This is a genomic window from Streptomyces endophyticus (assembly GCF_035798155.1).
Taxonomy (GTDB): Bacteria; Actinomycetota; Actinomycetes; order Streptomycetales; family Streptomycetaceae; genus Streptomyces; species Streptomyces endophyticus.
Genome location: NZ_JAOZYC010000098.1, coordinates 98,369 through 124,376, shown reverse-complemented (window position 1 = coordinate 124,376; position 26,008 = coordinate 98,369). Strand labels below are relative to the sequence as shown.

Here is a 26,008-nt window from a genome sequence, read left to right as displayed (position 1 = left end):
GGCAGCGGGGGGCGCGGGTCGTCCTCGGCGCGGTCCGGCGGTTCGGTCGCCGCGGCGGGACGCAGGCCGGCCCGGCGGCGCACGGTGTGCACGGCGGCCTCGTCGAGGAGGGCGAGTGGCGGGCGGTCCGAACGGCGTTCGGTTCCGAGCAGGGCGGCGCTGACGAGGTCGTCCCAGGTGGCGGTGGTGGTCATCGTGGGTCCTCTCCGTGGTGCGGTCCTCTTCACCGGCAACGGTGTTTCGGCGTGCTGGTTGTTTTCGGATTGGTCAGCACAGCGATATGACCTCCCCCGCTTCCTCCGCCCAGGTGGCCAGCGGGCGGAAGCCGGTCGGGCCGCATTCGCCGAACACCGTCACCGGCGCGCCCCCGGAGACGGCGACCAGGCGCCACAGGCCGGGGGACGCCGCCGCGGGTGCGGTGAGGGGGAGCGCCGACTTTCCTTCGTCGTCCGCGAGTTGCCAGTGGCCGTCCGGGGTCCGCGTCGGTATCACCTCCGCGAGCGTCACCGGCCAGGACTCGAGCCAGGGGTCGGCCGCGAGCGCCGATCCGTAGGCCGCGAGACCGGCGGTGACGTCAACTCCCTTCGGGCGTACGGCACCAAGTACGGCACCAAGTACGGCACCAGGTACGGCACCAGGACGTATCCCGTCCGACTCAGTCGGGGCGAACTGCTCGCCCAGCTCCGCCCGGAGGGCCCCCGCTCCCGGATACGCCGACACCGCGGCGTCGAGCGTGCGCCCGGTCGGCAGAGCCAGGGCCGGGGCGCGGCCGGCGGCCCCGTAGGAGAGGAGGAGCACGGTGCGCGCGCTCTGCGTGCCGTGCAGCCATATCCGGCGCGTGGTGAGGTGCCCGTCCGCCGTGTCGTACTGGGAGAGGACCAGCCAGCGGTCGCGCAGCGGTGGCTCTCTGTCCGGGGCCGGCAGGCCCACGCGCGAGCGGACCGTCGCCGCCAGGTCACCGGGCAGGTCGTCCCGGCGCAGCCAGCCCTGGCAGAGGAGGTGGAGCAGCGCGCACGCCTCAAGCAGCCGCACCGGCCAGCCGGGGCCGGACGCCGGGATCGCCCCCAACTCTCTGACGCGCGCGGCAAGTCCGGGCGCCTGCGCGTCGACCATGCGCGCGGCCGTCTCCTCCCACAGCCCGTAACCCGACCGCTCCGCCTGTGCGAGGCCGCCGCGCAGCAGGTCGGCGAGGCGCTGCTCCAGCTCCGTCGCGCCCGCCGTGATCCGCTGGGCGCGGCGCTCGGCTCTGCGCCGGGCCGCCGCCGGATCCGCCGGGGCGCCGCTCGAGCCGACGGCCGACGCCGCGGTCTGCTGGGACTCGGCCCGCTTCTGCCGCCCCGCCAGCCACGGCTCGGCCCACTCCGGCGGCGACTGGCCCGCCGGGACCTGTGCGTCGCCGCCCGCCCAGAGCAGCAAGAGCCCGAGCGCGTGCTTGCACGGGAACTTGCGGCTCGGGCAACTGCACTTGTACCCCGGCCCGTTCGCCCCCGAAGCGCCCCCGCCGATGTCCACGATCGTCTGGTACGGCTTGCCGCCGCTCCCCTTGCACAGTCCCCATACCGCCCCCTCGTCCGAATCCTCCGCGCCCGCGGAACTCCCGGTCCCCGACCACGGGCCCGGGTCCCCGAGCTTGCTTCCCGCCTTGCGTGACGCAGCGTCAGGCGCCAGTGCGAGCACCTGATCCGTCGTCCAGCGCACCCCCAGCTGATTCATGTCATCGACGGTAGATCCCGCCACTGACAATCCGTCCGGCAACGGCTCTGACCTGCGGCGACGATGCGGTCGATGTCGATTGTCAGTGGCGTGGTGCACCGTGGAATCCAGCACGCGGCGAGAGCGGTCGAGAGCTCGTCGTGCGGGTTCGAGTTGGGCGAGTTGGAGGGGGACAGCCATGACCATTTCCGCCGAGAGCCAGACCGAGAGCCAGACCGGGAGCCAGACCGGGAGCAGGACCGGTAGCCAGGCCGCCGACGAGGTGCTGCGGCCGCACGCCGAGGACGCGTTCGCGGAGGAACTCGCGGTGCTCGCCGCGCAGGACGACCGGCCGCGGCCGGCCCGCTGGCGCCTGTCGCCGTGGGCCGTCGCGACGTATCTGCTCGGCGGCACACTGCCCGACGGCACGGTGATCTCGCCGAAATACGTGGGCCCGCGGCGCATCGTCGAGGTCGCCGTGACGACGCTGGCGACCGACCGGGCGCTGCTCCTGCTCGGCGTGCCCGGCACCGCCAAGACCTGGGTGTCCGAGCATCTCGCGGCCGCCGTGAGCGGCGATTCGACGCTGCTGGTGCAGGGCACGGCGGGGACGCCGGAGGAGGCCATCCGATACGGGTGGAACTACGCGCAGCTGCTGGCCAACGGGCCGAGCAGGGACGCCCTCGTGCCGAGCCCGGTCATGCGGGCGATGGCGGACGGGATGACCGCGCGCGTCGAGGAGCTGACGCGCATCCCGGCCGATGTGCAGGACACGCTGATCACGATTCTGTCCGAGAAGACCCTGCCGATACCGGAGTTGGGGCAGGAGGTGCAGGCCGTGCGCGGCTTCAACCTCATCGCCACGGCCAATGACAGGGACCGCGGGGTCAACGATCTGTCGAGCGCGCTGCGGCGCCGGTTCAACACGGTCGTGCTGCCGCTGCCGGCGAGCGTGGAGGACGAGGTCGACATCGTCTCGCGGCGGGTCGACCAGGTCGGCCGCGCACTGGAGTTGCCCAGCGCGCCGGACGGGATGGACGAGATCCGTCGGGTCGTCACCGTCTTCCGCGAGCTGCGCGACGGTGTGACGGCCGATGGGCGCACGAAGGTGAAGTCCCCCAGCGGCACGCTGTCGACGGCCGAGGCGATCTCCGTGGTCACCAACGGCCTCGCCCTGTCCGCCCACTTCGGGGACGGCGTACTGCGTTCCTCCGACGTCGCCGCCGGGATCCTCGGGGCCGTGGTGCGTGATCCGGCGGCGGACCGGGTCGTCTGGCAGGAGTACCTGGAGGCCGTGGTGCGGGAGCGCGACGGCTGGAAGGACTTCTACCGGGCCTGCCGAGAGGTGAGCGCATGACGACACCGACACCGACACCGACGCCCCGGGCCACGGGCCCCGCGCTGCTCGGCGTGCGGCACCACGGGCCGGGCTCCGCGCGCGCCGTGCGCACCGCGCTCGATGCAGCCGAGCCGCGGATCGTACTGATCGAAGGGCCACCGGAGGCGGACGGCCTCGTGCCGCTCGCCGCCGAGGCCGGTATGCGGCCGCCGGTCGCGCTGCTCGCGCACGTCGTGGACGAGCCGGGGAAGTCCGCGTTCTGGCCGTTCGCCGAGTTCTCGCCCGAATGGGTCGCGATCCGCTGGGCGTTGGCGCGCGACGTGCCGGTGCGCTTCATCGACCTGCCGGCCGCGCACAGCCTGGCGCTGCGCGGCGATGACGAACCCGGGCCCGAGGATCCCGAATCCCCTGAGGGCGAGGGCTCTGAGGACGAGGACTCCGTGCGCGTCGACCCCCTGCGGGTCCTCGCCGAGACCGCCGGATACGACGACGCGGAGCGCTGGTGGGAGGACGTCGTCGAGCACCGGGACGGCGACGCCTTCGCCGCGCTCGGCGAGGCGATGGGCGCGCTGCGGGAGACGTGCGGGGACGGGGGACACGATCGCGACCTTCCGCGTGAGGCGTACATGCGGATCCAAGTGCGGGCGGCCCAGCGTGAGTTCGGGGACGACGTGGCCGTCGTGTGCGGGGCCTGGCACGTGCCCGCGCTGCGGCAGAGGACGACCGTCGCGGCCGACCGCGCCCTGCTCAAGGGGCTGCCGAAGGCGAAGGTCGACATGACGTGGGTGCCGTGGACGCACCGACGCCTGGCCCGCGTCAGCGGATACGGGGCGGGGATCGACTCGCCCGGCTGGTACGGGCATCTGTTCAGTGCGCCCGACCGGCCCGTGGAGCGGTGGCTGACGAAGGTCGCCGGGCTGCTGCGCGAGGAGGACCGCATCGTGTCCTCCGCCCACGTCATCGAGGCCGTACGTCTCGCGGAGACCCTCGCCGTGATGCGCGGGCGGCCGCTCGCGGGGCTCACCGAGACCACCGACGCGGTGCGGGCCGTGCTGTGCGAGGGCTCGGACGTACCGCTGGCGCTCATCCACGACAAGCTGGTGGTGGGCGACGTGCTGGGGGAGGTGCCCGAGGCGGCGCCCGCGGTGCCGCTGCAGCGCGACCTCACGCGGCAGCAGCGTTCTCTGCGGCTCAAACCGGCCGCGGCGGAGAAGGAGTTGGACCTCGACCTTCGGGGCGACACCGACGCCGCGCGCAGCCGCCTGCTGCACCGGCTGCGGCTCCTGGGCGTCGCCTGGGGAGAGCCGGCGAGATCGGCGCGCGGCTCCACCGGCACCTTCCGCGAGTCGTGGCGGCTGCGCTGGGAGCCGGAGCTGTCCGTGCGGGTCGCCGAGGCCGGGGTGTGGGGGACGACCGTGCTCGCCGCCGCGACCGCCAAGGCGGAGACGGACGCGATCGCCGCGAGGGCGCTCGCCGACGTCACGGCGCTCGCCGAGGCGTGTCTGCTCGCGGGGCTCGCGGACGCGCTGCCGACGGTGATGCGGATCCTCGCCGACCGCGCCGCCCTCGACGCGGACGTCGGCCACCTCGCCGGGGCCCTGCCGGCCCTGGTCCGCGCCCTGCGCTACGGCGACGTGCGCGGCACCGACACCGGCGCCCTCGCCGAGGTGGCGGCGGGCCTCGCCGAGCGGGTCTTCGTCGGTCTGCCCCCGGCGTGCGCGGGGCTCGACGCGGAGGCGGCCGAAGAGCTGCGCGGCCACGTCGACGCGGTGCACTCGGCCGTCGCGCTTCTGGAGGACGCCGGGGTGCGCGAGCGCTGGCGGACCGTGCTGCGCGTGCTCGCGGAGCGGGGCGGCGTGGCCGGGGTGATCCGGGGGCGGTGCGCGCGGATCCTGCTGGACGAGGGCGCGCTCGACGAGGACGACGCCGCCCGGCTGATGAGCCTCGCGCTCTCGCCCGGCACCGAGCCGGCCGAGGCGGCGGCGTGGATCGAGGGATTCGTAGGAGGCACGGCCGGAGGTTCGGGCGGCGGGCTGCTTCTGGTGCACGACGAGCGACTTCTGGGCCTGGTCGACGCGTGGCTGACGGGGGTGTCGGGCGACGCGTTCACGGACGTACTGCCGTTGCTGCGGCGCACGTTCTCGGCGTACGAGCCCGGCGTGCGGCGGACCTTGGGCGAACTGGTCAGGCGCGGGCCCTCCGAGAGCGGGCGGTCCCCGATCGCCGGTGCACCGCGCGGCTTCGGGGAGGAACTGGACGCGGAGCGGGCGGACGCGGTGCTGCCGGTGCTGCGCCTCCTGCTCGGCGCGGGGGCCGGTGGCGGAGACGGCGAGAGCAGAGACGACGAGAGCGACAACGGCCTTGAGGGGGCGGTGGCATGACCGGCACCGGCACTGGCACCGGAACCGGGACCGACACGGACGAGCGGTTGCGCCGCTGGCGCCTCGTGCTCGGCGGGGCGGACGCGGACGGCACAGGCTGCGGGCTCGCGGGGCAGGACGCGGCGATGGACGGCGCCCTCGCCGCGCTGTACGGCTCGGGCAGCGACAAGCAACAGGGCGACAGGCAACAGGGCGGCAGCCGGAGCGCGGGGCTCGGGGCGTCCGCTCCGGCCGTGGCCCGCTGGCTCGGCGACATCCGGACCTACTTCCCGTCCTCCGTCGTCCAGGTCATGCAGCGGGACGCCATCGACCGGCTCGGGCTCTCCACGCTGCTGCTCGAACCGGAGATGCTGGAGGCCGTCGACGCGGACGTCCATCTCGTCGGCACGCTGCTCTCGCTCAACAAGGCGATGCCCGAGACGACGAAGGAGACGGCACGCGCCGTCGTGCGCAAGGTCGTCGAGGACCTCGAGAAGAAGCTCGCCACGCGGACCCGTGCCACCCTCACCGGCGCCCTCGACCGCAGTGCCCGCATTCAGCGGCCGCGCCACCACGACATCGACTGGAACCGCACCATCGCGGCCAACCTCAAGCACTACCTGCCCGAGTACCGCACGATCGTGCCCGAGCGGCTGATCGGGTACGGGCGCGCGGCGCAGTCCGTGAAGAAGGAGGTCGTCCTCTGCATCGACCAGTCGGGCTCGATGGCGGCATCCGTCGTCTACGCCTCCGTCTTCGGGGCGGTGCTCGCCTCCATGCGCTCGATAGCGACCCGGCTCGTCGTCTTCGACACGGCCGTCGTGGACCTGACGGACCAGCTCGACGACCCGGTGGACGTCCTGTTCGGCACCCAGCTCGGCGGCGGCACGGACATCAACCGGGCGCTCGCCTACTGCCAGTCGCAGATCACCCGCCCCGCCGAGACCGTTGTCGTCCTCATCTCCGACCTCTACGAAGGAGGCATCCGCAACGAGATGTTGAAGAGGGTCGCCGCGATGAAGGCGTCCGGCGTGCAGTTCGTGACGCTGCTCGCACTCTCCGACGAGGGCGCGCCCGCCTACGACCGGGAGCACGCGGCGGCGCTCGCGGGTCTTGGTGCGCCGGCCTTCGCCTGCACACCGGACCTGTTCCCCGACGTCATGGCCGCTGCCATCGAGAAACGCCCCTTGCCGATACCGGACACGGCATCGGAAAAGGGTGCACCCGCCGCGAACCGGATATGAGTACCCATCGGTAACGGGGGGCTTGCGCCGCCTCCCTCGCCCCATGCGAGGATTCGGCCACCGTGACTTCCCCGATGGCACTTCCCGACCCCGTCGCGCGCCTGGTGCGCGCGTCGGCAGGACGGCGTGCGCTGCAACTGGCGCTGCTGTTCGGCGGGTTGTTCGTCCTCGGGATCATGTGCGGCGGCCGGGCGCAGGCGGACGGGTTGCCCGACGCCGGTTCGCTCGAGGCAGGGCACGTGGCGGTGCGGGAGCATGTCGCCGATTCCGCGCGGAAGTTGCGTGAGGCGGGATCCCGCGAGGCCCCGGCTCCGTCCGAGGACACCGAGACCTCTGAGGACGCCGGCGCATCCGGCGCATCCGACGCGTCCGACACATCTGAGCCCTCGACCCCGACCCCAACCCCGGCGTCGGCGAAGGAACGGGCGAAGGCGCGGGCCGTCGAGCACGCGTCCGCGCCCGACTCCACGCCCGACTCCGGCCCCGCATCCGCACCCGCACCGGTTCGGCCCGCGGAGCCGACGCCGAACCTGGTCGACGCGAAGCAGGCACCCGGCGCGAAGCAGGCACCCGGCGCCGAGCGTGCGTCCGGCGTGCGGCACTCGTCCGGTGCCGAGCACGTTTCCGATGTGAGGCGCGCGGGCCGGGCACTGTACGACAAGCGCACCGCACCCGTGCGGGCGTACCTCACCGATCCGCTGCGTCAGCACATCGAGGCGCTCGGGGGCGACCAGGTCCGCCTGCGTTCCGCCGTCGACGCGCTGCGGTATCTGACGGAGCCGGTCGGTGCCACCGTGCGCCAGTTGACGGGGCCGGTCGAGGAGTTGGCGACGCGAGCCGTCGCTGAGCTCGTCGGCGCGGTGCCGGAGCAGCTGACGCACGGCCGCCTCGGCGGGATCATCCGCATCGTGGACCCCGCCGACCCGCGGCCCGAGCCGCCCGCCGCGACCGCACCGCAGCTGTCGGACACCCCGGCGGTGCACGGCGACCGGCCCGCCACGGCCGGGGGCCGGTCGCACGCCGAGGCGAGCGGCCCGCAGGCGTACGACGTCGCGCGGTTCGGCGACGTACAGAAGGCGGAAGCGGGCGCGAAGGCCGAGGCGCGTCCCGCGTCGCCCGTTGTGCCGCAGCGTCCCGACGGTGTGCCGTCGGCAGGCGCGAGCGCGGGCGACGGCGGTTCGACGCGCCACGGTGATCTGCACGCGGCGGCGTTCGGCGGCCGTGCGCCCGTTCTGCTCGCGTCCGGCGCGACGGCGTCCGCGGGCACCGCGCCGGTGGTCGACCGGCTTCGCGACATTCCCGAATTCCCCGGCTAGGGCAGCCCTTCCCCGCTCGTGACCTGCCGCGCGGGGGCGGAACAGGTCTGCCCAGCCGTGAAGTGAATTCGAAGGAACTGACGTACTCATGAACAAGAACATCCGCCGCTCCATCGTGATAGCCGCCGGCGTCTCCGGCGCCTGGGCCCTCGGCTCCGCCGTGGCCAGCGCCGACGAGCTGCCCGCGCACTCGCTGTCCGTGCCGGACGTCGCCGGTGACACCGTCTCCGACGTGCAGAACACGACGTCGCAGGTGACCGACAAGGTCGACCAGGTCGCGCACAACGACGTGACCGACAAGCTCGCGAACCAGCAGGTGACCAACAAGGCCAAGGCCGCCACCCAGCAGGCCAAGGCGCAGGTCCAGTCGAAGGCCCACCAGGTCCAGGCCCCGACCACCGCCGACGTCAAGGACGTTGCCGGCATCAAGGACGTCGCCGACGTCGCCGACGTCGCCGGCGTCAAGGACAAGGCCTCCGGCCACGTCGCCGACGCCCAGGGTCGCGCCCAGGAGGGTGTCGACTACCTGTTCGGCCCGCTCGACGCCTTCGCCCCGCAGCTCCAGCAGCAGCTGACGCAGGCGGCCGCCCAGGCCCCCGGCTACGTACAGGACAACGCTCAGGGCACCGCCCAGGGCGCCGTGCAGAACGTCCGCACGAACACCGCCCCGGCCGTCGGCGAGACCGCCGACGCCGTGCTCCCGCCCCTCGCGAACACCGCCGTGCAGGGCGTGCTCCCGGTCGTGGGCCAGGCCGTCGGCGACGTGACCACCCTGGCGGGCGGCGCGGTCGGCGACGTGACGCCGTTCGCGCAGACCGTCGTCGGCGACAACGTCGCGCCGTTCGCCACCGGTGTCACCGGCCAGGTCCAGCCGCTGGCCCAGGGCGTGGCCGGCGACAACGTGGCCCCGTTCGCGCAGAGCGTGGTCGGCAATGACGTCACCCCGTTCGCGGGCGGCGTCGTGGGCGCGGTCCAGCCGCTCGTGCAGACGGTCGTCAACCACGTGCAGCCGGTCGTCGGCGGCGTCGGCGCCAGCGCGCAGGGCCTGGCGCAGGGCGTCACGGGCGACGTCACCCCGTTCGCGCAGGGTGTCGTGGGCGACAACGTGGCCCCCTTCGCGCAGGCCGTGGTCGGCGACAACGTGGCGCCGCTGGCCGGCGGCGTGACCCACGAGGTCGCCCCGTTCGCGCAGGGCCTGACCGGCACCGTGACCGCCGACGCCCACCCGCTCGCGGGCAACGCCGTCACCGGTGCGCAGGGTGTCGCCGGTTCCGTCGCGCCCAGCTACCTGCCCGGCGTCTGACCTACGCGACCGTGCCCGGACGGCCGAAAGCCATCGGCCGCACCGGGTCGCTTTCCATGCATGACGGCGGGTGGTCCGCTTGGGGACGTGACCACCCGCTGACCTGCGGCCTCACCGAGCGCACCCCCGCTCGGTGAGGCCGCTTTCGTCTCCCCGGAGCCTCGACAGCGCCGCAGATAGCCCCACAAATGGGACGCTCTGTGATGGGTATCACCGCTCAGGTGTGATCTGTGATTTAGAAGCCGTCGCTGAGCGGCGATAACCTGCGAGACGGACATGCCGCGTACTCGGTCACCGTGTACGCCTCCTTAGTGACAGCAGCGCACAGCAGCGAAAGCGGCCACGGCACTCGTCACGTGTGACAGCGGAGTCACGTTGCCCCTCGCGGCACGCCCACGCAGATAACGAACCGCGAGATCACTGATAGGGACGGACGCGCGTGGACCTGTTCGAGTACCAGGCGAGGGACCTCTTCGCCAAGCACGGTGTACCGGTGCTGGCCGGTGAAGTCATCGACACGCCTGAGGCGGCCCGCGAGGCGACCGAGCGTCTTGGCGGCAAGTCCGTCGTCAAGGCGCAGGTGAAGGTCGGCGGCCGCGGCAAGGCCGGCGGCGTGAAGCTGGCTGCCACCCCCGACGAGGCCGTGCAGCACGCGACCAACATCCTCGGCATGGACATCAAGGGCCACACGGTCCACAAGGTGATGATGGCCGAGACGGCTCCGGAGATCACGGAGGAGTACTACGTCTCCTTCCTCCTGGACCGCACCAACCGCACCTTCCTCTCCATCGCCTCCGTCGAGGGCGGCATGGAGATCGAGGAGGTGGCGGCCAACCGCCCGGAGGCCGTCGCCAAGACGCCGATCGACGCCAATGAGGGCGTGACCCCCGAGGTCGCCCGTCAGATCGTCGCCGACGCCAAGTTCCCGGCCGAGGTCGCCGACCAGGTCGCCGAGATCCTCCAGACGCTGTGGAAGACCTTCATCGCCGAGGACGCCCTCCTCGTCGAGGTCAACCCGCTCGCGAAGGTCGCCTCCGGCAAGGTCATCGCCCTCGACGGCAAGGTGTCCCTGGACGAGAACGCCGACTTCCGGCACCCCGACCACGAGGCCCTTCAGGACAAGGACGCGGCCGACCCGCTCGAGGCCGCTGCCAAGGAGAAGGGCCTCAACTACGTCAAGCTCGACGGCGAGGTCGGCATCATCGGTAACGGTGCCGGTCTGGTCATGTCGACGCTCGACGTCGTCGCGTACGCCGGTGAGAACCACGGCAACGTGAAGCCGGCCAACTTCCTCGACATCGGTGGCGGCGCGTCCGCCCAGGTGATGGCGAACGGCCTGGAGATCATCCTCGGCGACTCCGACGTCAAGTCGGTCTTCGTCAACGTCTTCGGCGGCATCACCGCCTGCGACGAGGTCGCCAACGGCATCGTCCAGGCCCTGGCGCTCCTTGAGGAGAAGGGCGAGAAGGTCGAGAAGCCGCTCGTCGTCCGCCTCGACGGCAACAACGCCGAGCTGGGTCGCAAGATCCTCTCCGACGCCAACCACCCGCTGGTGCAGCGCGTGGACACCATGGACGGCGCGGCCGACAAGGCCGCCGAGCTCGCGGCCGCGAAGTAAGGACGAGGGACTAAACAGCCATGGCTATCTTCCTCAACAAGGACAGCAAGGTCATCGTCCAGGGCATGACCGGTGCCACGGGCATGAAGCACACCAAGCTCATGCTCGCCGACGGCACGAACATCGTCGGCGGTGTGAACCCGCGCAAGGCCGGCACGTCCGTCGACTTCGACGGCAACGAGGTCCCGGTCTTCGGCACGGTCGCCGAGGCGATCGAGAAGACGGGCGCCAACGTGTCCGTGCTCTTCGTCCCGCCGGCCTTCTCCAAGGCCGCCGTGGTCGAGGCCATCGACGCCGAGATCCCGCTCGCCGTGGTCATCACCGAGGGCATCGCCGTCCACGACTCCGCCGCGTTCTACGCGTACGCGAAGTCGCAGGGCGACAAGACCCGCATCATCGGCCCGAACTGCCCCGGCCTCATCACGCCGGGCCAGTCGAACGCCGGCATCATCCCGGGCGACATCACGAAGCCGGGCCGTATCGGCCTCGTCTCGAAGTCCGGCACGCTGACGTACCAGATGATGTACGAGCTCCGTGACATCGGCTTCTCGTCCGCCGTCGGCATCGGTGGCGACCCGGTCATCGGCACGACGCACATCGACGCGCTCGCCGCGTTCGAGGCCGACCCCGAGACCGACCTCATCGTCATGATCGGCGAGATCGGCGGCGACGCCGAGGAGCGCGCGGCCGACTACATCAAGGCCAACGTGACGAAGCCGGTCGTCGGCTACGTCGCCGGCTTCACGGCGCCCGAGGGCAAGACCATGGGCCACGCCGGCGCCATCGTCTCCGGCTCCTCCGGCACCGCGCAGGCGAAGAAGGAGGCCCTTGAGGCCGCCGGCGTCAAGGTCGGCAAGACGCCGACCGAGACGGCCAAGCTGGCGCGCGAGATCCTCTCGTAACCAGCCGCACTCCGCACAGCAGTGGGCCCGCACCGGTGACGGTGCGGGCCCACTGGCGTTGCGCCACGCGCGCTATTCGGTTCTCGGTGTGAGCCGCTCGGGCCCGCCGCTCAGCCGGTCCCGCAGCTCCTTGCGCAGCTCCAGGTCCGCGGGCGTCAGCGGTTCGGGACCGGTCAGCGGCGGCACGCCGGCGATCGGCGAGCCCGGTGCCGGGACCGGCTCGTAGTGCGTGGGCGCCACCCGCACGGTCAGCGCCGTCGCGCCGATGATGAAGACCGTGAACGCGACGGCCGCCCGCGTCCAGAGGCGGGTGCGCCGCTCGCCGCCGCTGCGCACCACCGTGGACACGGGCGCGTCCAGCTTCTCCGAGCCCGCCAGCTCCGTGAGCCGCTGGTGCAGCTGCTCGGGGACCGCGAGATCGGGCAGCCGCCGGGCGACCGCCTCACGGGCGTGCAGGATGCGGTTGGCGGCGGCCGGCGTGCTGGCCTCCGTCTCCGCGGCGGTCTCCGGCAGATCCAGGCCCACCCCGTCGTACAGCAGCAGCGTGCGCCGGTAGACGGGGGGCAGGTCGAGGAGGGCGCCGAGCAGCTCGCGGTCCTCCGGGGTGGCGGGCGGTGCCTCCGGCTGGCGCTTGCCGGGGCGCAGGCCGTGCCACGGTGACATCGCGTACTCGTACGCCGCCGCGCGCACCCAGCCCGCCGGATCCGGGTCGACCGCCACCTCGGGCCAGTTCTGCCAGGCCTGCTGGAAGGCGCGCTCGACGGCCTCACGGGCGAGGATCCTGCGCCCGGTGAGCAGATAGGTCTGCCGGACGAGGAACGGCGCGGCGTGCGTGTAGAGCGCGTCGAAGGCCTCGGCGGCGGTACCGGCGCGGGTTGCCGCCGCGACGGGTTCCGGCGCGGGGGCGGGCTCCTGCTCCGCCACGGCCGTGGCGGTGGCCGCGGCCGTCGGCGGCGCGGGTTCCTGTATCGCGGCGGCCTCCGGGACCGGCCGAGCCGTCGTCGGTGCCGTCGTGGTCGGTGCCGTCGCCATGGGTGCCGTCGTCGGGGACGGCTCCTCCGCGTCGGTCAGCTCCGCCAGGAGGCGCGCGTACGCCTCCCGCTTCTGGCCCTTTGGAGTGGTACGGCCGGCTTCCCAGCGGCGGACGGTTTCGCGTGTCACGCCGACCCGCTCGGCGACCTCGTCCCGGGAGAGCGAACCGGCCTCGCGGAGCCTGCGGCGCTCCTTGGGCGGCGGCAGTGGGGTGGCAGCGCCCTGCGTCATCGTGAACTCCACACACCCTTTCGCGCGAAAAAGAACATAAACGTATCTTGTGCGACACATCCGGGCTTCGCCTGTTGCGCGAGGTAAGGGCGTGTCGTTGGGAGCATGGTCATGTGACCCAAATGACCGGCCTTGGACTGTCGTTGCCCCTGCTCCTGACCCGGCTGCGGGAACGGGCCCCGGGACCCGTCGGGGGTGCGCTGCGGGGTGCCCTCGCTGCGGGGCTCGGGCTCGGCGCGTGCGCCGTGCTCGTGATGGTGCTGTGGATCAGCTCGCCGTTCCCCGACAGCGGGCCCAGCGGCGCGCTGCACACCGCCGCCGCGCTGTGGCTCCTGGCGCACGGCGCCGAAGTGATCAGAACGGACACCCTGTCCGGGGTGCCCGTCCCGCTGGGAGTCGGTCCGCTGCTGCTGGTCGCGCTGCCGGTGTGGCTTGTGCACCGGGCGGCGCGGGACGCGGCGGAGGAGTCCGAGTCCGTGGCGGGCGTCTGGGCCGGGGTGGCGCTCGGCTATCTGTCGGTGGCGGCCGCCGCGGTGTACTACTGCGCGGGCGGCGAGCTGCGCCCCTCGTGGGTGAGCTGCGTGGCGCATCTGGTCGTGCTCGCGGTGGCCGCGGCCGGGTCCGGGGTGTGGACGGCGCACGGACGACCGTACGGGCCGCTGCCGGGGCCGCTGTCGGGACTGCTCCCGGAGGGGTTCGTACGGGAGGTGGCGCCGGTCGCCGTGCGGGCGGCGGTGGCTGGGGTGCTCGCGCTGGTCGCGGGCGGGGCGCTGCTGGTGGCCGGGATGCTCGTGTGGCACGGGGAAGCGGTGCGGGAGTCGTTCCTGCAGCTCACGGGGGCCTGGTCGGGGCGGCTCGCGGTGCTGCTGCTCTGCGCGGGGCTCGTGCCGAACGCCGCGATCTGGGGGGCCGCGTACGCGCTCGGTCCCGGGGTCGTGCTCGGGGTCGGGCACACCGTGGGGCCGCTGGGCAGCTCAGGGGCGGCGATGCTGCCCGCGTTCCCGCTGCTCGTGGCGGTGCCGAAGGCCGGGGACGGGTCGCCGCTCACGTGGGCCGTGGGGGCGGTGCCCGTGGTGGCGGGAGTGGTCGTGGCGGGGTTCGTCGTGGCGGCGGGCGCGGGGTGGTCGTGGCGGCGGATCGCGGGAGCGGTGGCCGTGGCCGGGGCGCTGTGCGGGGTGGTGATGGGGTGCCTGGCGGGGGCGGCCGGTGGGGCCCTCGGCCGGTCGGCGCTCGCGGAGTTCGGCCCTGTGGGGTGGGTGACCGGGGCGGTGGCCGCGGGGTGGGTCTGTGCGGTGGGGGTGCCGGTGGGGTCGGCGGTGTGGTGGTGGCGAACCCGTGCGGACCGGGCCACCGAGCCCGAGCCCGACCCTGAGACGGCGCCGGAGCCCCCGGCGCCACCGGCGCAGAAGGACGAGTCCTTCGCCCTCTACGACTTCTTCGACGACGAACCCACCACACCAAGCCCGTCCGGGGGTATTTCCGGGGGTAGTTCAAGCCCCTCCGGCGATTGAGCAGCGGGGTCCGGGACGGAGCCCCGCGAGCTCGACCCCGGATCAGCGCTCGCCGAGGAGGGGCCGCAGCTCCTTCGGCAGAAGGTCCTCGCAGGACTTCTGCGCCGCGCTGGTCAACGCATCCGCCCGGCACTCGTAATAGTCGCTGTACACAAGCTTCGCCGTGAACAGCGACGCCACCATCGCGAGCGCGAGCGCACCCGTGACCAGGCCGCTGATCGCAGCTGTCGTCTGCGGGCGCGTGGCCTCGGAGCCCGCGGGGCGGGGCGTCGTGGGGGCCGGGGCGTCCGGGTCCGCGGGGCGCGGCTTCATGCGCAGCGCGCTGACGCCCCAGTACAGGGCGAGCACGCCGAGCAGCAGGGCCACGTACGGCCAGCTGAACAGGGCGAAGAAGAAGCCCCACATGCCGGAGAGCAGCGCGAAGCGCGCGCGGCGCTGGGCCGGGTCCGTCGGGTCCCAGCGCATGCCGCCGGGGCCGGGGCCCTGCCCGCCGTTCTGCCCCTCGGGGCCGCCGCCCCCGCCGTTGCCCGGCCGGTCGCCGAAGCGGCCGCCCTGGGCGCGGCCCGGCTGGCGGTCGCTCCACTGGCCGCCCCAGGGCGCGCTGCCCTGTCCGGAATCGGAACCGGAGCCCGAGTCGGAGTCCGGGCCCTCGGGGTGGCGCGGCTGCCACGGCCGGTCGGGCGCGTCCTCGGCCGGCGGCGCGAACGGATTGCTGTCCCTGGAGTCGTCCGACTCCTTGGACGGCGACGGCGGCGTGGGTCGGCCTTCGCGCGGCAGGACGGCGCCGGTGGGCAGCGTGAGGCGAAGGCTTCGGTCCGGCATCAGATGTGCGTCTTCCCCTAGGTCGTCGGTCACGGGGCCGCTGGCGCGGCCGGGCGTGGCGTTCTTCACGTCAACGTCCGATCGTCGCTCAGCGTTCCGTTCCGCCGACGCTACCTGTAGGCCCGGCCCCCGTCCCGTGGGGGCTGTCGGCTGTGCCGGTATCGTTGCTGCCGGTCGGCCGCTTCGTAGGATTCCCGTATCGGGGGAGGCGAAGCGTTCATGCGAACGCACAAAGATGCGGCCGCACAAGCCGACCGCTCAACGTAGCTCCCCTAGAAAGGGCCCCCTCGTGGCCAAGGCCAAGCGCCTCGTCGTGCTGGTCTCCGGATCAGGAACGAATCTGCAGGCACTCCTCGATGAGATCGCGGCGCGGGGAGCCGATGCGTACGGCGCCGAGATCGTGGCCGTCGGCGCCGACCGGACGGGCATCGTCGGACTGGAGCGCGCCGAGCGCGCGGGTCTGCCCACGTTCGTGTGCCGCGTGAAGGACCACGCCACCCGCGAGGAGTGGGACCGCGCGCTCGCCGAGGCCACGGCCGCGTACGAGCCGGACCTGGTGGTCTCCGCGGGGTTCATGAAGATCGTGGGCAAGGAGTTCCTCGCCCACTTCGGCGGGCGGTTCGTGAACACGCACCCGGCCCTGCTGCCCAGTTTTCCCGGTGCGCACGGTGTGCGGGACGCGCTCGCGTACGGCGCCAAGGTCACCGGATGCACCGTTCACTTCGTCGACGACGGCGTCGACACCGGACCGATCATCGCCCAGGGCGTGGTCGAGATCCGGGACGAGGACGACGAAAGCGCTCTGCACGAGCGCATCAAGGAAGTCGAGCGCACGCTGCTCGTCGATGTCGTGGGGCGGCTCGCCCGTAACGGCTTCAGCATTGAGGGACGAAAGGTAGTCACCCCGTGACCGCGGAAAACAGCGCCGGAACCGCCGGAAGCAACAAGCGACCCATCCGCCGGGCGCTCGTCAGCGTCTATGACAAGACCGGTCTGGAAGAGCTCGCGCGCGGGCTCCACGAGGCGGGCGTCGAGCTGGTGTCCACCGGCTCCACCGCTGGGAAGATCGCCGGCGCCGGGGTGCCGGTCACCAAGGTCGAGGAGCTCACCGGGTTCCCCGAGTGTCTCGACGGCCGCGTGAAGACCCTGCACCCGAAGGTGCACGCCGGGATCCTCGCCGACCTGCGCCTGGAGGACCACCAGAAGCAGCTCGCCGACCTCGGAGTGAAGCCGTTCGACCTGGTGATCGTGAACCTGTACCCGTTCCGGGAGACCGTCGCCTCGGGCGCCACCCCGGACGAGTGCGTCGAGCAGATCGACATCGGCGGCCCCTCGATGGTTCGCGCCGCCGCCAAGAACCACCCGTCGGTCGCGATCGTCACGAGCCCCGAGCGGTACGCGGGTGTCCTCGCGGCCGTCAAGGACGGTGGCTTCGACCTCGCGACCCGCAAGCGCCTCGCCGCCGAGGCGTTCCAGCACACGGCGTCGTACGACGTGGCTGTGGCCTCCTGGTTCGCCGACGACTATGCCGCCGCGGACGACTCCGGCTTCCCCGACTTCATCGGCGCGACGTACGAGCGCAAGAACGTCCTGCGCTACGGCGAGAACCCGCACCAGGGCGCGGCCCTCTACGTCGACGGCACGGGCGGCCTCGCCGAGGCCGAGCAGCTGCACGGCAAGGAGATGTCGTACAACAACTTCACGGACACGGACGCCGCGCGCCGTGCCGCGTACGACCACGAGGACCCCTGCGTCGCGATCATCAAGCACGCCAACCCGTGCGGCATCGCGGTCTCCTCGAATGTCGCCGAGGCGCACCGCAAGGCCCACGCCTGTGACCCGCTGTCGGCGTTCGGCGGCGTCATCGCCGTGAACCGCCCGGTCACCAAGGAGATGGCCGAGCAGGTCGCCGAGATCTTCACCGAGGTCATCGTCGCGCCCGACTACGAGGACGGCGCCCTCGAAGCCCTCACCAAGAAGAAGAACATCCGCGTGCTGCGCGCCCCGAACGGGCCGTCCGCCAAGGTCGAGACGAAGCAGATCGACGGCGGCGCGCTGCTCCAGGTCACCGACCGCCTCCAGGCCGACGGTGACAACCCGGCCTCCTGGACCCTCGCCACCGGCGACGCGCTGTCCGAGGGCGAGCTGGCCGAGCTGGCGTTCGCCTGGAAGGCGAGCCGCGCGGTCAAGTCCAACGCGATCCTGCTCGCCAAGGACGGCGCCTCCGTCGGCGTCGGCATGGGCCAGGTCAACCGCGTGGACTCCGCGAAGCTCGCCGTCGAGCGGGCGGGCGAGGAGCGGGCGCGCGGCTCGTACGCCGCCTCCGACGCGTTCTTCCCGTTCCCGGACGGCCTGGAGATCCTGACGGCCGCGGGCGTCAAGGCCGTGGTCCAGCCGGGCGGTTCGGTCCGTGACGAGCTGGTCGTCGAGGCCGCGAAGAAGGCGGGCGTGACGATGTACTTCACGGGCACGCGCCACTTCTTCCACTGATCCACGAAGAGGCGGGGCCCCGTACGCGTGCGTACGGGGCCCCGCCTCATTGTCCGTCCGCCCGGCGTCAGCCCTTCACGTTCACGACGACCGTGCCCGCGACCTTGTCGTGCCAGCCCTGGTTGCGCTTGTTGCCGTCCCAGAACGGGGACAGGTAGACGAGCAGCGCGCCGATGCCGCAGAAGAGCCCGCCGACCATCGGGATCACCCAGCGCAGGAAGCCCGCGCCGACGCCCGGCTTCGCACCGGTCTCCAGCTTCAGGACGCGGATGCCGACCGCCAGCTTGCCGAGCGTGCCGCCGACGAGGCCGATCATCAGGACCTCGTAGAGCAGCACGAGCACCATGAACACGGCAATGACGGGCAGGACGTCGGAGTACCAGTCCGTCACCGCGTCGTTCACGCAGGTGCTGTCCGTCGAGGAGCAGGCGTTGACGGCGTCCATCAGGTCACCGATCTTCGTCCCGAGGAAGATCGCGTAGACCACGAAGAAGATGAGCCCGTCGATCAGGCGCGCGCCGAAGCGGCGGCCCATCGACGCGAGCGGCGGCACACCGGCCGGGCCCGCGGGCTGCTGCGGGTAGCCGCCGTACTGCTGCTGCTGCGCGTACGGCTGGCCGGGCGGCTGCTGCGGGTAGCCGTAGTTCTGCGGCGGGACGCCCTGGGGGGCCTGCTGGCCGTACGGGTTGTTCTGCGGCGGCTGCTGTTGTCCGTAGGGGTTGTTCTGGTCGCCGAAACTCATGGCGGGATTCCTCCGGTGCTGGCGATCGGGGACGACGCGGACCTGCGGAGGAATGGAACGGTCGTGCGCGGTGATGCGGCCGCCTGAGCGGATCTTCCCCCCTGCCGCTGCCCGCGGCACACTGCGGGGATCATGCTCGTAAACCGGACACCCTCCTGTCCAGTGGGCTCCCCAGGCCGTTGTGCAAGTGCAACTTGGGTGAATCACCGCCGCCCTGAAACAATGGCGGCATGACCGCCCAGATTCTCGATGGCAAGGCCACCGCAGCCGCGATCAAGTCCGATCTGACCGCCCGCGTGGCGGCGCTGAAGGAGAAGGGGGTCACGCCGGGGCTCGGCACGATCCTCGTAGGGGAGGACCCCGGAAGCCAGAAGTACGTGGCAGGAAAGCACCGTGACTGCGCGCAGGTCGGCATCGCGTCGATCCAGCGCCAGCTGCCCGCGACGGCCACGCAGGAGGAGATCGAGGCCGTCGTCCGCGAGCTCAACGAGGACCCGACCTGCACCGGCTACATCGTCCAGCTGCCGCTGCCCAAGGGCATCGACGAGAACCGCGTCCTGGAGCTGATGGACCCGGACAAGGACGCCGACGGCCTGCACCCCATGAACCTCGGCCGCCTCGTCCTGAACGAGCCGGCGCCGCTGCCCTGCACCCCGTACGGCATCATCACGCTGCTCAGGAAGCACGGCGTGGAGATCAAGGGCGCGGAGGTCGTCGTCGTCGGCCGTGGCGTCACCATCGGCCGGCCGATGCCGCTGCTGCTCACCCGCAAGTCCGAGAACGCCACGGTGACGCAGTGCCACACCGGCACCCGTGACCTGTCCGCGCACCTCAAGCGGGCCGACATCGTCGTGGCCGCCGCGGGCGTGCCGCACCTGATCAAGCCCGAGGACATCAAGCCGGGCGCCGCCGTGCTGGACGTCGGTGTCTCGCGCGACGAGAACGGCAAGATCGTCGGCGATGTGCACCCCGGCGTCACCGAGGTGGCCGGCTGGATCTCGCCGAACCCGGGCGGCGTGGGACCGATGACCCGTGCCCAGCTCCTCGTGAACGTGGTCGAGGCCGCCGAACGGGACGCGCACGGTGTCGGCTGAGGCGGCCGGGAGCGCGGAGATGGGCGCCGCGCCCGAAGATGCCTCCCAGGCCCCGAAGAAGTTCGGCAGCCGGCGCTTCCCGCTCTTCACGCGCGACACCGCGCGCCCGGAGGGCGGCGGCCGGGCCGCCGGCGGGGACGCGCCCGCGCCCGCCCGTCAGTGGCCGATCATCGCCGTTCTCTCCGTGACCGCTCTCGGGCTGCTGCTGACCACCTTCGGTCTTTTCCGCGTCGGCACGATCCTGGTGGGCGTCGCGCTGCTCGGCGGGGCCGTGCTGCGCTGGCTGCTGCCGGACGTCGGGATGCTGGCCGTGCGTTCGCGCTTCACCGACATGATCACGTGCGCGGGCCTCGGCATCGTCATCGTGCTGCTGGCGATGATGGCGCAGCCCGACCCGTGGCTGCAGATTCCGTTTCTTCAGGACACCCTGCACTTCACGGTGCGATGAGCCGTCGATGAGCGCTCGATGAGCCGTCGGTGAGCCACTGACGACCCCAAGTGACAGGCGGGGCCTCCACATTGGAGGCCCCGCCTCCTTTTGTGGTGATCTCCGGCACGTTCTCGGGGTTTTCCGCACGCAGGGCCCGGTGCACGCTGTCGAATGACCCCATACGCCCCCGGACCGGGAACTGCCATCCTGGTTTCCCGCATCCCAATGGGTAGCCAGTGGGGGCCGAAGCGCGATGCGCGGCGCGGGGGGACAGGGCTCGCGGGGGGAATAGGGGGAAGGGCGATATGCCTCGTTGGAAGGCGCTTCCGGATGAACTCGACCCACAGGTCAGGGAGTTCGCCGGACAGCTGCGCCGGCTAGTGGACCGTAGCGGCCTCGGGATCGCCGCGCTCGCGGACCGTACCGGGTACAGCAAGACGTCGTGGGAGCGGTACCTGAACGGGCGGCTGCTCGCGCCGAAGGGCGCCATCGTCGCGCTCGCCGAGGTGACCGGCACCAATCCCGTTCATCTGACGACGATGTGGGAGCTCGCGGAGCGCGCGTGGAGCCGTTCCGAGATGCGCCACGACATGACCATGGAGGCCATCCGGATATCCCAGGCGCGGGCCGCGCTGGGCGAGTTCGGGGGGCCCGCACAGGCCACGCAGACCAAACCCGCCAAGCCGGCCAAACAGACCAGACCGGCCAAGCAGGCCCGGGTGCAGGGCCCGACGGTGCCGCCGCAGGCGACGGCGCCGAGCGTGGACCAGTTCGGGCCCGCTCCCGTGCTGTCGCCGCAGGAGCCCCCGCGGGGCGCGGTGCCGGGCGGCGGGGGCGGCAGGCGACGGCTGCTGATGTTCGGGGCCGGAGCCCTGGGCGCGATCCTGATCATCGCCATCGGCTTCTTCGTGCTCGACGGGAAGGGGGGCGGCGGGGCCGAGGCCGGGAAGTCGCCCTCGCCGAGCGCGAGCGCGCCCCAGCTGCCCGAGGGCGTCAAATGCGTGGGCGCGGGCTGCGGCGGCAAGGACCCGGAGGTCATGAACTGCGGCGGCGCCCTCGCCCAGAACTCGACGGAGGCCGTGATCGGCACCGTCACCGTCCAGGTCCGCTACAGCAAGACGTGCAAGGCGGCGTGGGGCCGGATCCAGGGGGCGGCGCCCGGGGACGTCGTGCGGTTGCAGAAGGGCGCCGCGTCCTCGAAGAAGGGCACGGTCAGCTCCGCGGACACGGACGCGTACACGCCGATGATGGCCGTGGACGCGGCCGCCGACGTCAAGGCGTGCGCGACGCTCGTGAGCGGGCAGAAGGGCTGCACCAAGTAGCTCCGCACGGACGGGGCATGGGAGCGCCACTTCGGGGAAGGCGCACCACTACCCCCACGGGATGGCGCAGTAGCACCCCCACTGGCGGCCGCCTGAGCCTTTCTCTCCCGGGCTCGGCGGCCGTCTCTGTGTTCGGACCGTGTGCACGGGTGAGTGGGCTGTGGGGCGATCCACATGGACCTGTGGTTCCCGTGCGGGCCGGGCGCGATAGCCTGACGAACGGATCTCTTGATACCAAGAGATCGATCAAATGACCTGCTGTCCTACGGAGAACGCCATGACCCGCACTCCCGTGAACGTCACCGTCACCGGCGCCGCCGGCCAGATCGGCTACGCACTGCTCTTCCGCATCGCCTCCGGCCAGCTGCTCGGCGCGGACGTGCCGGTCAAGCTGCGTCTCCTGGAGATCACCCCGGCGCTCAAGGCCGCCGAGGGCACCGCCATGGAGCTCGACGACTGCGCCTTCCCGCTGCTCCAGGGCATCGAGATCACCGACGACCCGAACGTCGCCTTCGACGGCACCAACGTCGGCCTCCTCGTCGGCGCCCGCCCGCGTACGAAGGGCATGGAGCGCGGTGACCTCCTTGAGGCCAACGGCGGCATCTTCAAGCCGCAGGGCAAGGCCATCAACGACAACGCCGCGGACGACGTCAAGATCCTCGTCGTCGGCAACCCGGCGAACACCAATGCGCTGATCGCCCAGGCCGCCGCCCCGGACGTACCGGCCGAGCGCTTCACCGCGATGACCCGCCTCGACCACAACCGCGCGCTGACCCAGCTCGCGAAGAAGTCGGGCGCCACGGTCGCCGACATCCAGCGCCTGACGATCTGGGGCAACCACTCGGCGACCCAGTACCCGGACATCTTCCAGGCCACGGTCGCCGGCAAGCCCGCCATCGAGGCCATCGGCAACGACGAGAAGTGGCTGGCCGAGGACTTCATCCCGACCGTCGCCAAGCGCGGTGCCGCGATCATCGAGGCCCGTGGCGCGTCCTCGGCCGCCTCCGCCGCCAACGCCGCGATCGACCACGTCCACACGTGGGTCAACGGCACGGCCGAGGGCAACTGGACCTCCATGGGTATCCCGTCGGACGGCTCGTACGGCGTGCCGGAGGGCATCATCTCGTCCTTCCCCGTCACCACGAAGGACGGCAAGTACGAGATCGTCCAGGGCCTGGAGATCAACGAGTTCTCGCGCACGCGCATCGACGCGTCCGTGCAGGAGCTCGTGGACGAGCGCGAGGCCGTGCGCGGCCTCGGCCTCATCTGATCCACACACTCTGGGCGGCTGCCCCTCGGACATCTCGACGTCCGAGGGGCAGCCGCTTTTCTGTGGTCCCACCACAGACCATGCGGAGTATCCAGTTCTGGATGTCACCGCGACGTCCTATGCTTCTCCCTCATCAACTGCCGCACGAGCACGGGCAGTTCGAACAGTCATCATCGATGGCATCGGGGGAGTGGTGTGAGCACCGCCTATGTACCGCAGCAGTCGTCATCCGAGGCCGACGTCGGGGCGGTGGGGCCGCCCCCGTCGGCGAAACCGCCGCACGCCAGCGAGGCCACCCGGCTGCTCTGCGCCGGCGCCTATCTCGACCAGGGCTACCGGGACCGGGTCATCGAGCAGCTGCATCTGCACGAGCAGCGCATCGCGGCCCCCTCGCTCGGCTTCGACGCGGCCCGCGTCCTCGCGCACGCGTTACGCGCCCGGCGCATCGAAGTGGCCTGGTCCTGGGCCGTGCTCGGCCTGTGGGTGGTGGGCCTGCCGCTGACCGACTACTGGATCCTCGCGTTCCTGCTGCCGTCCGCGCTGCTCGCGCTCGGCGTCTGGATCCGCGGGCCCGGCAAGCAGCCGATCTACCGCAAGGTGGTCGCCTGGTACGTGCGCTGGTGGGGGCGGATCCTGCTGGCGATGCTGCTGATCTCCACCGTGGCCATGGTCACCGGCGGCGGCGAGGACGACTACGACAGCACCTCCTACGAGATCCGCTCGGGCGTCAGCGACGGCCTGCCCGACGGCCTGAGCTGGATGGTCCCCCAGGGGACCGGTTCCGGTGACGCCCTGCACGGCTGGCTCACGCTGCTCCTGCTCGCCCTGATCGCCGGGTGCGTGGGCGCCCAGCGCAGCCAGTTCGCCCGCGCGCTCGGCGCCGAGCTGTCCGAGGCGCGGTTCGGGGACGCGACCGCCGACCCCGCGGAGAGCGCCGAGGGGGCCCGCTTCCAGCGCGTGAAGCGGCGGATCAGGGTCGAGCAGCACGCCCCGCTGATCATGTACCACGCGATCCGCCCGTTCTGCGGGGCGGGCGAACCGGTCGACACCTGGACCCTCGCCGTCGAGCTGCGGCCCGACCGGATGAAGAAGCAGCAGCCGCTCAACAACCGGAAGATCCTGGAGCAGGTCAGGCCGCTGCTCGAACAGCTGCGGCTGCCCGCCGAGTTCGCGGGCACCACCGTGCGCGACCGGCTGCGCTGGCTGGAGATCGACGAGTGCGTCTTCCTGCCCGCCGAGGGCCTCCTGCACCGGGAGGACGCCCCCTACCGGCCGGAGGCCTTCGAGGAGCACCGGGCCCGGTCCGTCGAGGAGGGCGCGGAGAAGCGCCGGCACTTCCTGCGGATCCGGGTCGGCGGCTGGGAGGAGGAGCTGGTCGTCACCGTCTTCGTCCGCGTCCACACCCAGGGCCGGATGCTGATGCTGGAGATCGCGCCGCACGTCCTCGCCCCGGTGCGGGAGCCGTTCCAGAACGCGGACCGCGCCGCCCACCAGTTCCGCCACAACAACCCGCTCGGCAAGGCCGCCTGGGCCTTCGCGCGGGTGGCGGGTTCCCCCGTGCGCTCCCTCGTCACCATCGGCCGCTGGGCCGGCTACGGCTGGCGCGTGCTCACCGGCGGGCACGGCGGCGCGCTGCCGGACGGCCCCGCCGTGTCGGTGCGTGAGCTCGGCTCGGAGGGCCCCGGCTCGCTGTTCCAGCAGATGGATGTCGAGCGCTACCTCAAGTCGATCCAGGACCGCATCGCCAACGGCGTGCTCCACGCGCTCGCCGAATCCGGTTACCAGACCGGCGAGTTCGTCCAGAAGATCGTGAACATCAGCAGTGGCGGCGTGAACATCGACCGCGTCGAGGACTCCACCTTCGCCGTCGGCTCGCACGCCCGCGCGACGTCGGGAGCGGCCGACGGCACCCCGAACGAGAAGGGATCCGATGACCATGGCAGCGAGTGACGAGCCCTCGGTCACCATCGGTGACGTCCACGGCAGCACCTTCGCCATCGGCAGCCACGCCCACGCGGAGAGCCACACGCACAGCGCGCCGCAGGACGACGAGGCGATGCGGGAGCTGCTGGAGGCGGTGCGTGCGCTGCGCGCGGACCTGCCCCGGCTGCGGGACGAGGACGGGCAGCTGCGCACCCTCGACGCCGAGCTCGCCGAGACGGAGGGCGAGATCACCCGTACCGGCAGCGCCCCGGCGAGCCGGATCGAGCGGCTGCGCGCGCTGCTCGGCGACTCGCAGGCGGTCGTCTCGCTGCTCGCGTCGGCCGGCACGGTGGCCGCGATGCTGGGGAACATGAGATGAGCGGACGCCACTGGAACGAGGAGACCCAGCGCTGGGAGGAGGCGGGCACGGGGGCAGGGGCGGTGTCGTCGCCGCCCCCGCCGCGGCCGGAGTTCGCCCCGCCGACGCCCTGGCCTGGCCCCGAGGAGCAGGGGCCGCCCCCACCGTCGCCCGGCCGGACCCGGCGCATCGTCCTCGTGCTGCTGGGCGCGGCCGTGCTCGGCGCCGCCGTCGCGACGACGGTGGTGCTGCTCGGCCGCGGGGACGACCCGCAGCCGGATCCCAAGCCGACCGGGTCGACCGCGGCGCCCACCAGCTCGGCCCCGGAGCCCACTCCCTCGCCGACCGACGAGCTTCCCGCCGGCTACCGGCAGGTGGCGGACGAGGCGGGCTTCGCGCTCGCGGTGCCCGAGGACTGGGACCGCAGCGAGAGCAAGCAGGGGGTGTTCTACACGTCCCCCGACGAGTCCTCGCTCATCCAGGTCTTCACCATCACGGAGCCGGACACCACACCGCTCGAATCGCTCCGGGTCGCGTCCGAGAGCCTTTCGAAGAGTCTCGCGGAGGACGGATACGAGGAGACCTCACTGGAGGAGACCTCGGCGCCCGAGGGGGCCACGGAGACGGTCACCGACGACGCGGCCGAGCTCGTCTACGCGTACGACAGCGAGAAGCTGGGCGCGCGCAGAAAGGTGGTCGACTTCTCGTTCACCACGCAGGACGGCACGCAGTACGCGGTGCTCGTCGCGGGCCCGGAGTCCGAGTGGCCCGAGCAGCGGGACCGGCTCGCCACCGCGCTGTCGCGGTTCGCGCAAGAGTGACGGGACGGTCAGGACGCGGGCGGCGCGCCCTGCTCTCACGCAGCGTCGCCGCCCGCACTCACGCAGTGTCGTGACACAGCGCACTTTCGTCTCCATAAGAGCATGCTTGCCATACGTCGGGGCAGGGGCTTCCGACGTCACCGTAGAGAGCGCCGAAAGGGCGTTTGCGGTGCTCGGGGGACATTCCC

22 protein-coding genes are annotated in these 26,008 nt (G+C 72.2%); 17 read left to right on the top strand and 5 right to left on the bottom strand.

From position 1 onward, the window contains the following. Together OKJ99_RS14365 and OKJ99_RS14360 are read right to left on the bottom strand one after the other, a co-directional pair. On the bottom strand, nt 1–194 hold a 194-nt coding region (locus OKJ99_RS14365; RefSeq protein ID WP_456115186.1), incomplete at its 3' end, for a DUF5691 domain-containing protein. Between the two features lie 73 nt (nt 195–267). After that, nucleotides 268–1,713, bottom strand: coding sequence for an SWIM zinc finger family protein (locus tag OKJ99_RS14360; RefSeq protein ID WP_326016495.1), 1,446 nt, complete (start codon nt 1,711–1,713; stop codon nt 268–270). A gap of 178 nt (nt 1,714–1,891) precedes the next feature. Between OKJ99_RS14360 and OKJ99_RS14355 the strand changes: the two genes are divergently transcribed. The 7 genes from OKJ99_RS14355 to sucD all read left to right on the top strand — a co-directional run bounded on the left by OKJ99_RS14355 (nt 1,892) and on the right by sucD (nt 11,774). Next, the gene (locus tag OKJ99_RS14355) at nt 1,892–3,049 is read left to right on the top strand and encodes an ATP-binding protein (protein WP_326016493.1); all 1,158 of its coding nucleotides are present in this window, start codon (nt 1,892–1,894) and stop codon (nt 3,047–3,049) included. Continuing rightward, complete coding sequence (locus OKJ99_RS14350; protein ID WP_326016491.1) at nt 3,046–5,412, top strand: DUF5682 family protein; 2,367 nt, start codon at nt 3,046–3,048, stop codon at nt 5,410–5,412. Before OKJ99_RS14355 ends, OKJ99_RS14350 begins: the two co-directional genes overlap by 4 nt. Beyond that, nucleotides 5,409–6,635 carry a VWA domain-containing protein gene (locus tag OKJ99_RS14345; RefSeq protein WP_326016489.1) on the top strand — a complete coding sequence of 409 codons (1,227 nt, stop codon included), beginning with the start codon at nt 5,409–5,411 and terminating at the stop codon, nt 6,633–6,635. The genes OKJ99_RS14350 and OKJ99_RS14345 overlap by 4 nt, the downstream gene beginning before the upstream one ends. A gap of 74 nt (nt 6,636–6,709) precedes the next feature. Beyond that, nucleotides 6,710–7,951: a hypothetical protein gene (locus OKJ99_RS14340; protein WP_326016487.1), complete on the top strand. Its 1,242-nt coding sequence runs from the start codon at nt 6,710–6,712 to the stop codon at nt 7,949–7,951. 88 nt (nt 7,952–8,039) lie between these two features. Continuing rightward, a complete protein-coding gene (locus OKJ99_RS14335; RefSeq protein ID WP_326016485.1) occupies nt 8,040–9,254 on the top strand; it encodes a hypothetical protein in 1,215 nt (404 codons plus the stop codon). Nucleotides 9,255–9,693: 439 nt separating this feature from the next. Further along, entirely contained in the window at nt 9,694–10,872 is a 1,179-nt protein-coding gene (sucC, locus tag OKJ99_RS14330; protein ID WP_326016483.1) for an ADP-forming succinate--CoA ligase subunit beta, read from the top strand. Between the two features lie 20 nt (nt 10,873–10,892). After that, entirely contained in the window at nt 10,893–11,774 is an 882-nt protein-coding gene (gene sucD / locus OKJ99_RS14325; RefSeq protein ID WP_326016481.1) for a succinate--CoA ligase subunit alpha, read from the top strand. Nucleotides 11,775–11,846: 72 nt separating this feature from the next. Here sucD and OKJ99_RS14320 read toward each other — a convergent pair whose 3' ends face one another. After that, nucleotides 11,847–13,037 (bottom strand): helix-turn-helix domain-containing protein, encoded by a 1,191-nt coding sequence (locus tag OKJ99_RS14320; RefSeq protein ID WP_326016479.1) that lies wholly within the window; start codon nt 13,035–13,037, stop codon nt 11,847–11,849. Between the two features lie 122 nt (nt 13,038–13,159). On the opposite strand from OKJ99_RS14320, the gene OKJ99_RS14315 reads away from it, so the two are divergent. Beyond that, a complete protein-coding gene (locus OKJ99_RS14315) occupies nt 13,160–14,548 on the top strand; it encodes a cell division protein PerM (protein ID WP_326016477.1) in 1,389 nt (462 codons plus the stop codon). Between the two features lie 42 nt (nt 14,549–14,590). Here the strand turns inward: OKJ99_RS14315 and OKJ99_RS14310 are convergent, their stop codons facing one another. Beyond that, nucleotides 14,591–15,370 (bottom strand): hypothetical protein, encoded by a 780-nt coding sequence (locus OKJ99_RS14310; RefSeq protein WP_326016475.1) that lies wholly within the window; start codon nt 15,368–15,370, stop codon nt 14,591–14,593. A 289-nt stretch (nt 15,371–15,659) separates the two neighbouring features. Here OKJ99_RS14310 and purN point away from each other — a divergent pair, with 289 nt between their 5' ends. Both purN and purH read left to right on the top strand, forming a co-directional pair. Continuing rightward, nucleotides 15,660–16,280 carry a phosphoribosylglycinamide formyltransferase gene (gene purN / locus OKJ99_RS14305; protein ID WP_407700692.1) on the top strand — a complete coding sequence of 207 codons (621 nt, stop codon included), beginning with the start codon at nt 15,660–15,662 and terminating at the stop codon, nt 16,278–16,280. Beyond that, nucleotides 16,277–17,860 carry a bifunctional phosphoribosylaminoimidazolecarboxamide formyltransferase/IMP cyclohydrolase gene (gene purH / locus OKJ99_RS14300; RefSeq protein WP_326016471.1) on the top strand — a complete coding sequence of 528 codons (1,584 nt, stop codon included), beginning with the start codon at nt 16,277–16,279 and terminating at the stop codon, nt 17,858–17,860. Before purN ends, purH begins: the two co-directional genes overlap by 4 nt. Nucleotides 17,861–17,927: 67 nt before the next feature. On the opposite strand, the gene OKJ99_RS14295 is transcribed toward purH, so the two are convergent. After that, the gene (locus OKJ99_RS14295; protein ID WP_326016469.1) at nt 17,928–18,602 is read right to left on the bottom strand and encodes an RDD family protein; all 675 of its coding nucleotides are present in this window, start codon (nt 18,600–18,602) and stop codon (nt 17,928–17,930) included. A 230-nt stretch (nt 18,603–18,832) separates the two neighbouring features. Here OKJ99_RS14295 and OKJ99_RS14290 point away from each other — a divergent pair, with 230 nt between their 5' ends. The 7 genes from OKJ99_RS14290 (at nt 18,833) to OKJ99_RS14260 (ending at nt 25,820) form a co-directional block, all read left to right on the top strand. Continuing rightward, nucleotides 18,833–19,696, top strand: coding sequence for a bifunctional methylenetetrahydrofolate dehydrogenase/methenyltetrahydrofolate cyclohydrolase (locus tag OKJ99_RS14290; protein WP_326016467.1), 864 nt, complete (start codon nt 18,833–18,835; stop codon nt 19,694–19,696). Between the two features lie 19 nt (nt 19,697–19,715). Continuing rightward, nucleotides 19,716–20,144, top strand: a complete 429-nt coding sequence (locus tag OKJ99_RS14285; protein WP_326016510.1) for a DUF3017 domain-containing protein — start codon at nt 19,716–19,718, stop codon at nt 20,142–20,144. Between the two features lie 287 nt (nt 20,145–20,431). Further along, entirely contained in the window at nt 20,432–21,448 is a 1,017-nt protein-coding gene (locus OKJ99_RS14280; RefSeq protein WP_326016465.1) for a helix-turn-helix domain-containing protein, read from the top strand. Nucleotides 21,449–21,725: 277 nt separating this feature from the next. Beyond that, nucleotides 21,726–22,718: a malate dehydrogenase gene (locus tag OKJ99_RS14275; protein ID WP_267069475.1), complete on the top strand. Its 993-nt coding sequence runs from the start codon at nt 21,726–21,728 to the stop codon at nt 22,716–22,718. A 195-nt stretch (nt 22,719–22,913) separates the two neighbouring features. After that, nucleotides 22,914–24,668, top strand: coding sequence for a hypothetical protein (locus tag OKJ99_RS14270; protein WP_326016464.1), 1,755 nt, complete (start codon nt 22,914–22,916; stop codon nt 24,666–24,668). Beyond that, the gene (locus OKJ99_RS14265) at nt 24,655–25,020 is read left to right on the top strand and encodes a hypothetical protein (RefSeq protein WP_326016463.1); all 366 of its coding nucleotides are present in this window, start codon (nt 24,655–24,657) and stop codon (nt 25,018–25,020) included. The genes OKJ99_RS14270 and OKJ99_RS14265 overlap by 14 nt, the downstream gene beginning before the upstream one ends. Beyond that, nucleotides 25,017–25,820: a hypothetical protein gene (locus OKJ99_RS14260; RefSeq protein WP_326016462.1), complete on the top strand. Its 804-nt coding sequence runs from the start codon at nt 25,017–25,019 to the stop codon at nt 25,818–25,820. The genes OKJ99_RS14265 and OKJ99_RS14260 overlap by 4 nt, the downstream gene beginning before the upstream one ends. Nucleotides 25,821–26,008 lie beyond the last annotated feature (188 nt).

Excerpts from the sequence above, each read along its gene's own strand:
- OKJ99_RS14355 (WP_326016493.1), top strand. The coding sequence starts at position 1,892 with ATGACCATTTCCGCCGAGAGCCAGACCGAGAGCCAGACCGGGAGCCAG.
- OKJ99_RS14285 (WP_326016510.1), top strand. The coding sequence starts at position 19,716 with ATGGGCGCCGCGCCCGAAGATGCCTCCCAGGCCCCGAAGAAGTTCGGC.
- OKJ99_RS14295 (WP_326016469.1), bottom strand. The coding sequence starts at position 18,602 with ATGAGTTTCGGCGACCAGAACAACCCCTACGGACAACAGCAGCCGCCG.
- OKJ99_RS14280 (WP_326016465.1), top strand. The coding sequence starts at position 20,432 with ATGCCTCGTTGGAAGGCGCTTCCGGATGAACTCGACCCACAGGTCAGG.
- OKJ99_RS14350 (WP_326016491.1), top strand. The coding sequence starts at position 3,046 with ATGACGACACCGACACCGACACCGACGCCCCGGGCCACGGGCCCCGCG.
- OKJ99_RS14335 (WP_326016485.1), top strand. The coding sequence starts at position 8,040 with ATGAACAAGAACATCCGCCGCTCCATCGTGATAGCCGCCGGCGTCTCC.
- OKJ99_RS14275 (WP_267069475.1), top strand. The coding sequence starts at position 21,726 with ATGACCCGCACTCCCGTGAACGTCACCGTCACCGGCGCCGCCGGCCAG.
- OKJ99_RS14345 (WP_326016489.1), top strand. The coding sequence starts at position 5,409 with ATGACCGGCACCGGCACTGGCACCGGAACCGGGACCGACACGGACGAG.
- OKJ99_RS14360 (WP_326016495.1), bottom strand. The coding sequence starts at position 1,713 with ATGAATCAGCTGGGGGTGCGCTGGACGACGGATCAGGTGCTCGCACTG.
- OKJ99_RS14340 (WP_326016487.1), top strand. The coding sequence starts at position 6,710 with ATGGCACTTCCCGACCCCGTCGCGCGCCTGGTGCGCGCGTCGGCAGGA.
- OKJ99_RS14260 (WP_326016462.1), top strand. The coding sequence starts at position 25,017 with ATGAGCGGACGCCACTGGAACGAGGAGACCCAGCGCTGGGAGGAGGCG.
- OKJ99_RS14290 (WP_326016467.1), top strand. The coding sequence starts at position 18,833 with ATGACCGCCCAGATTCTCGATGGCAAGGCCACCGCAGCCGCGATCAAG.
- OKJ99_RS14315 (WP_326016477.1), top strand. The coding sequence starts at position 13,160 with ATGACCGGCCTTGGACTGTCGTTGCCCCTGCTCCTGACCCGGCTGCGG.
- OKJ99_RS14320 (WP_326016479.1), bottom strand. The coding sequence starts at position 13,037 with ATGACGCAGGGCGCTGCCACCCCACTGCCGCCGCCCAAGGAGCGCCGC.
- sucD (WP_326016481.1), top strand. The coding sequence starts at position 10,893 with ATGGCTATCTTCCTCAACAAGGACAGCAAGGTCATCGTCCAGGGCATG.
- OKJ99_RS14310 (WP_326016475.1), bottom strand. The coding sequence starts at position 15,370 with ATGCCGGACCGAAGCCTTCGCCTCACGCTGCCCACCGGCGCCGTCCTG.
- OKJ99_RS14265 (WP_326016463.1), top strand. The coding sequence starts at position 24,655 with ATGGCAGCGAGTGACGAGCCCTCGGTCACCATCGGTGACGTCCACGGC.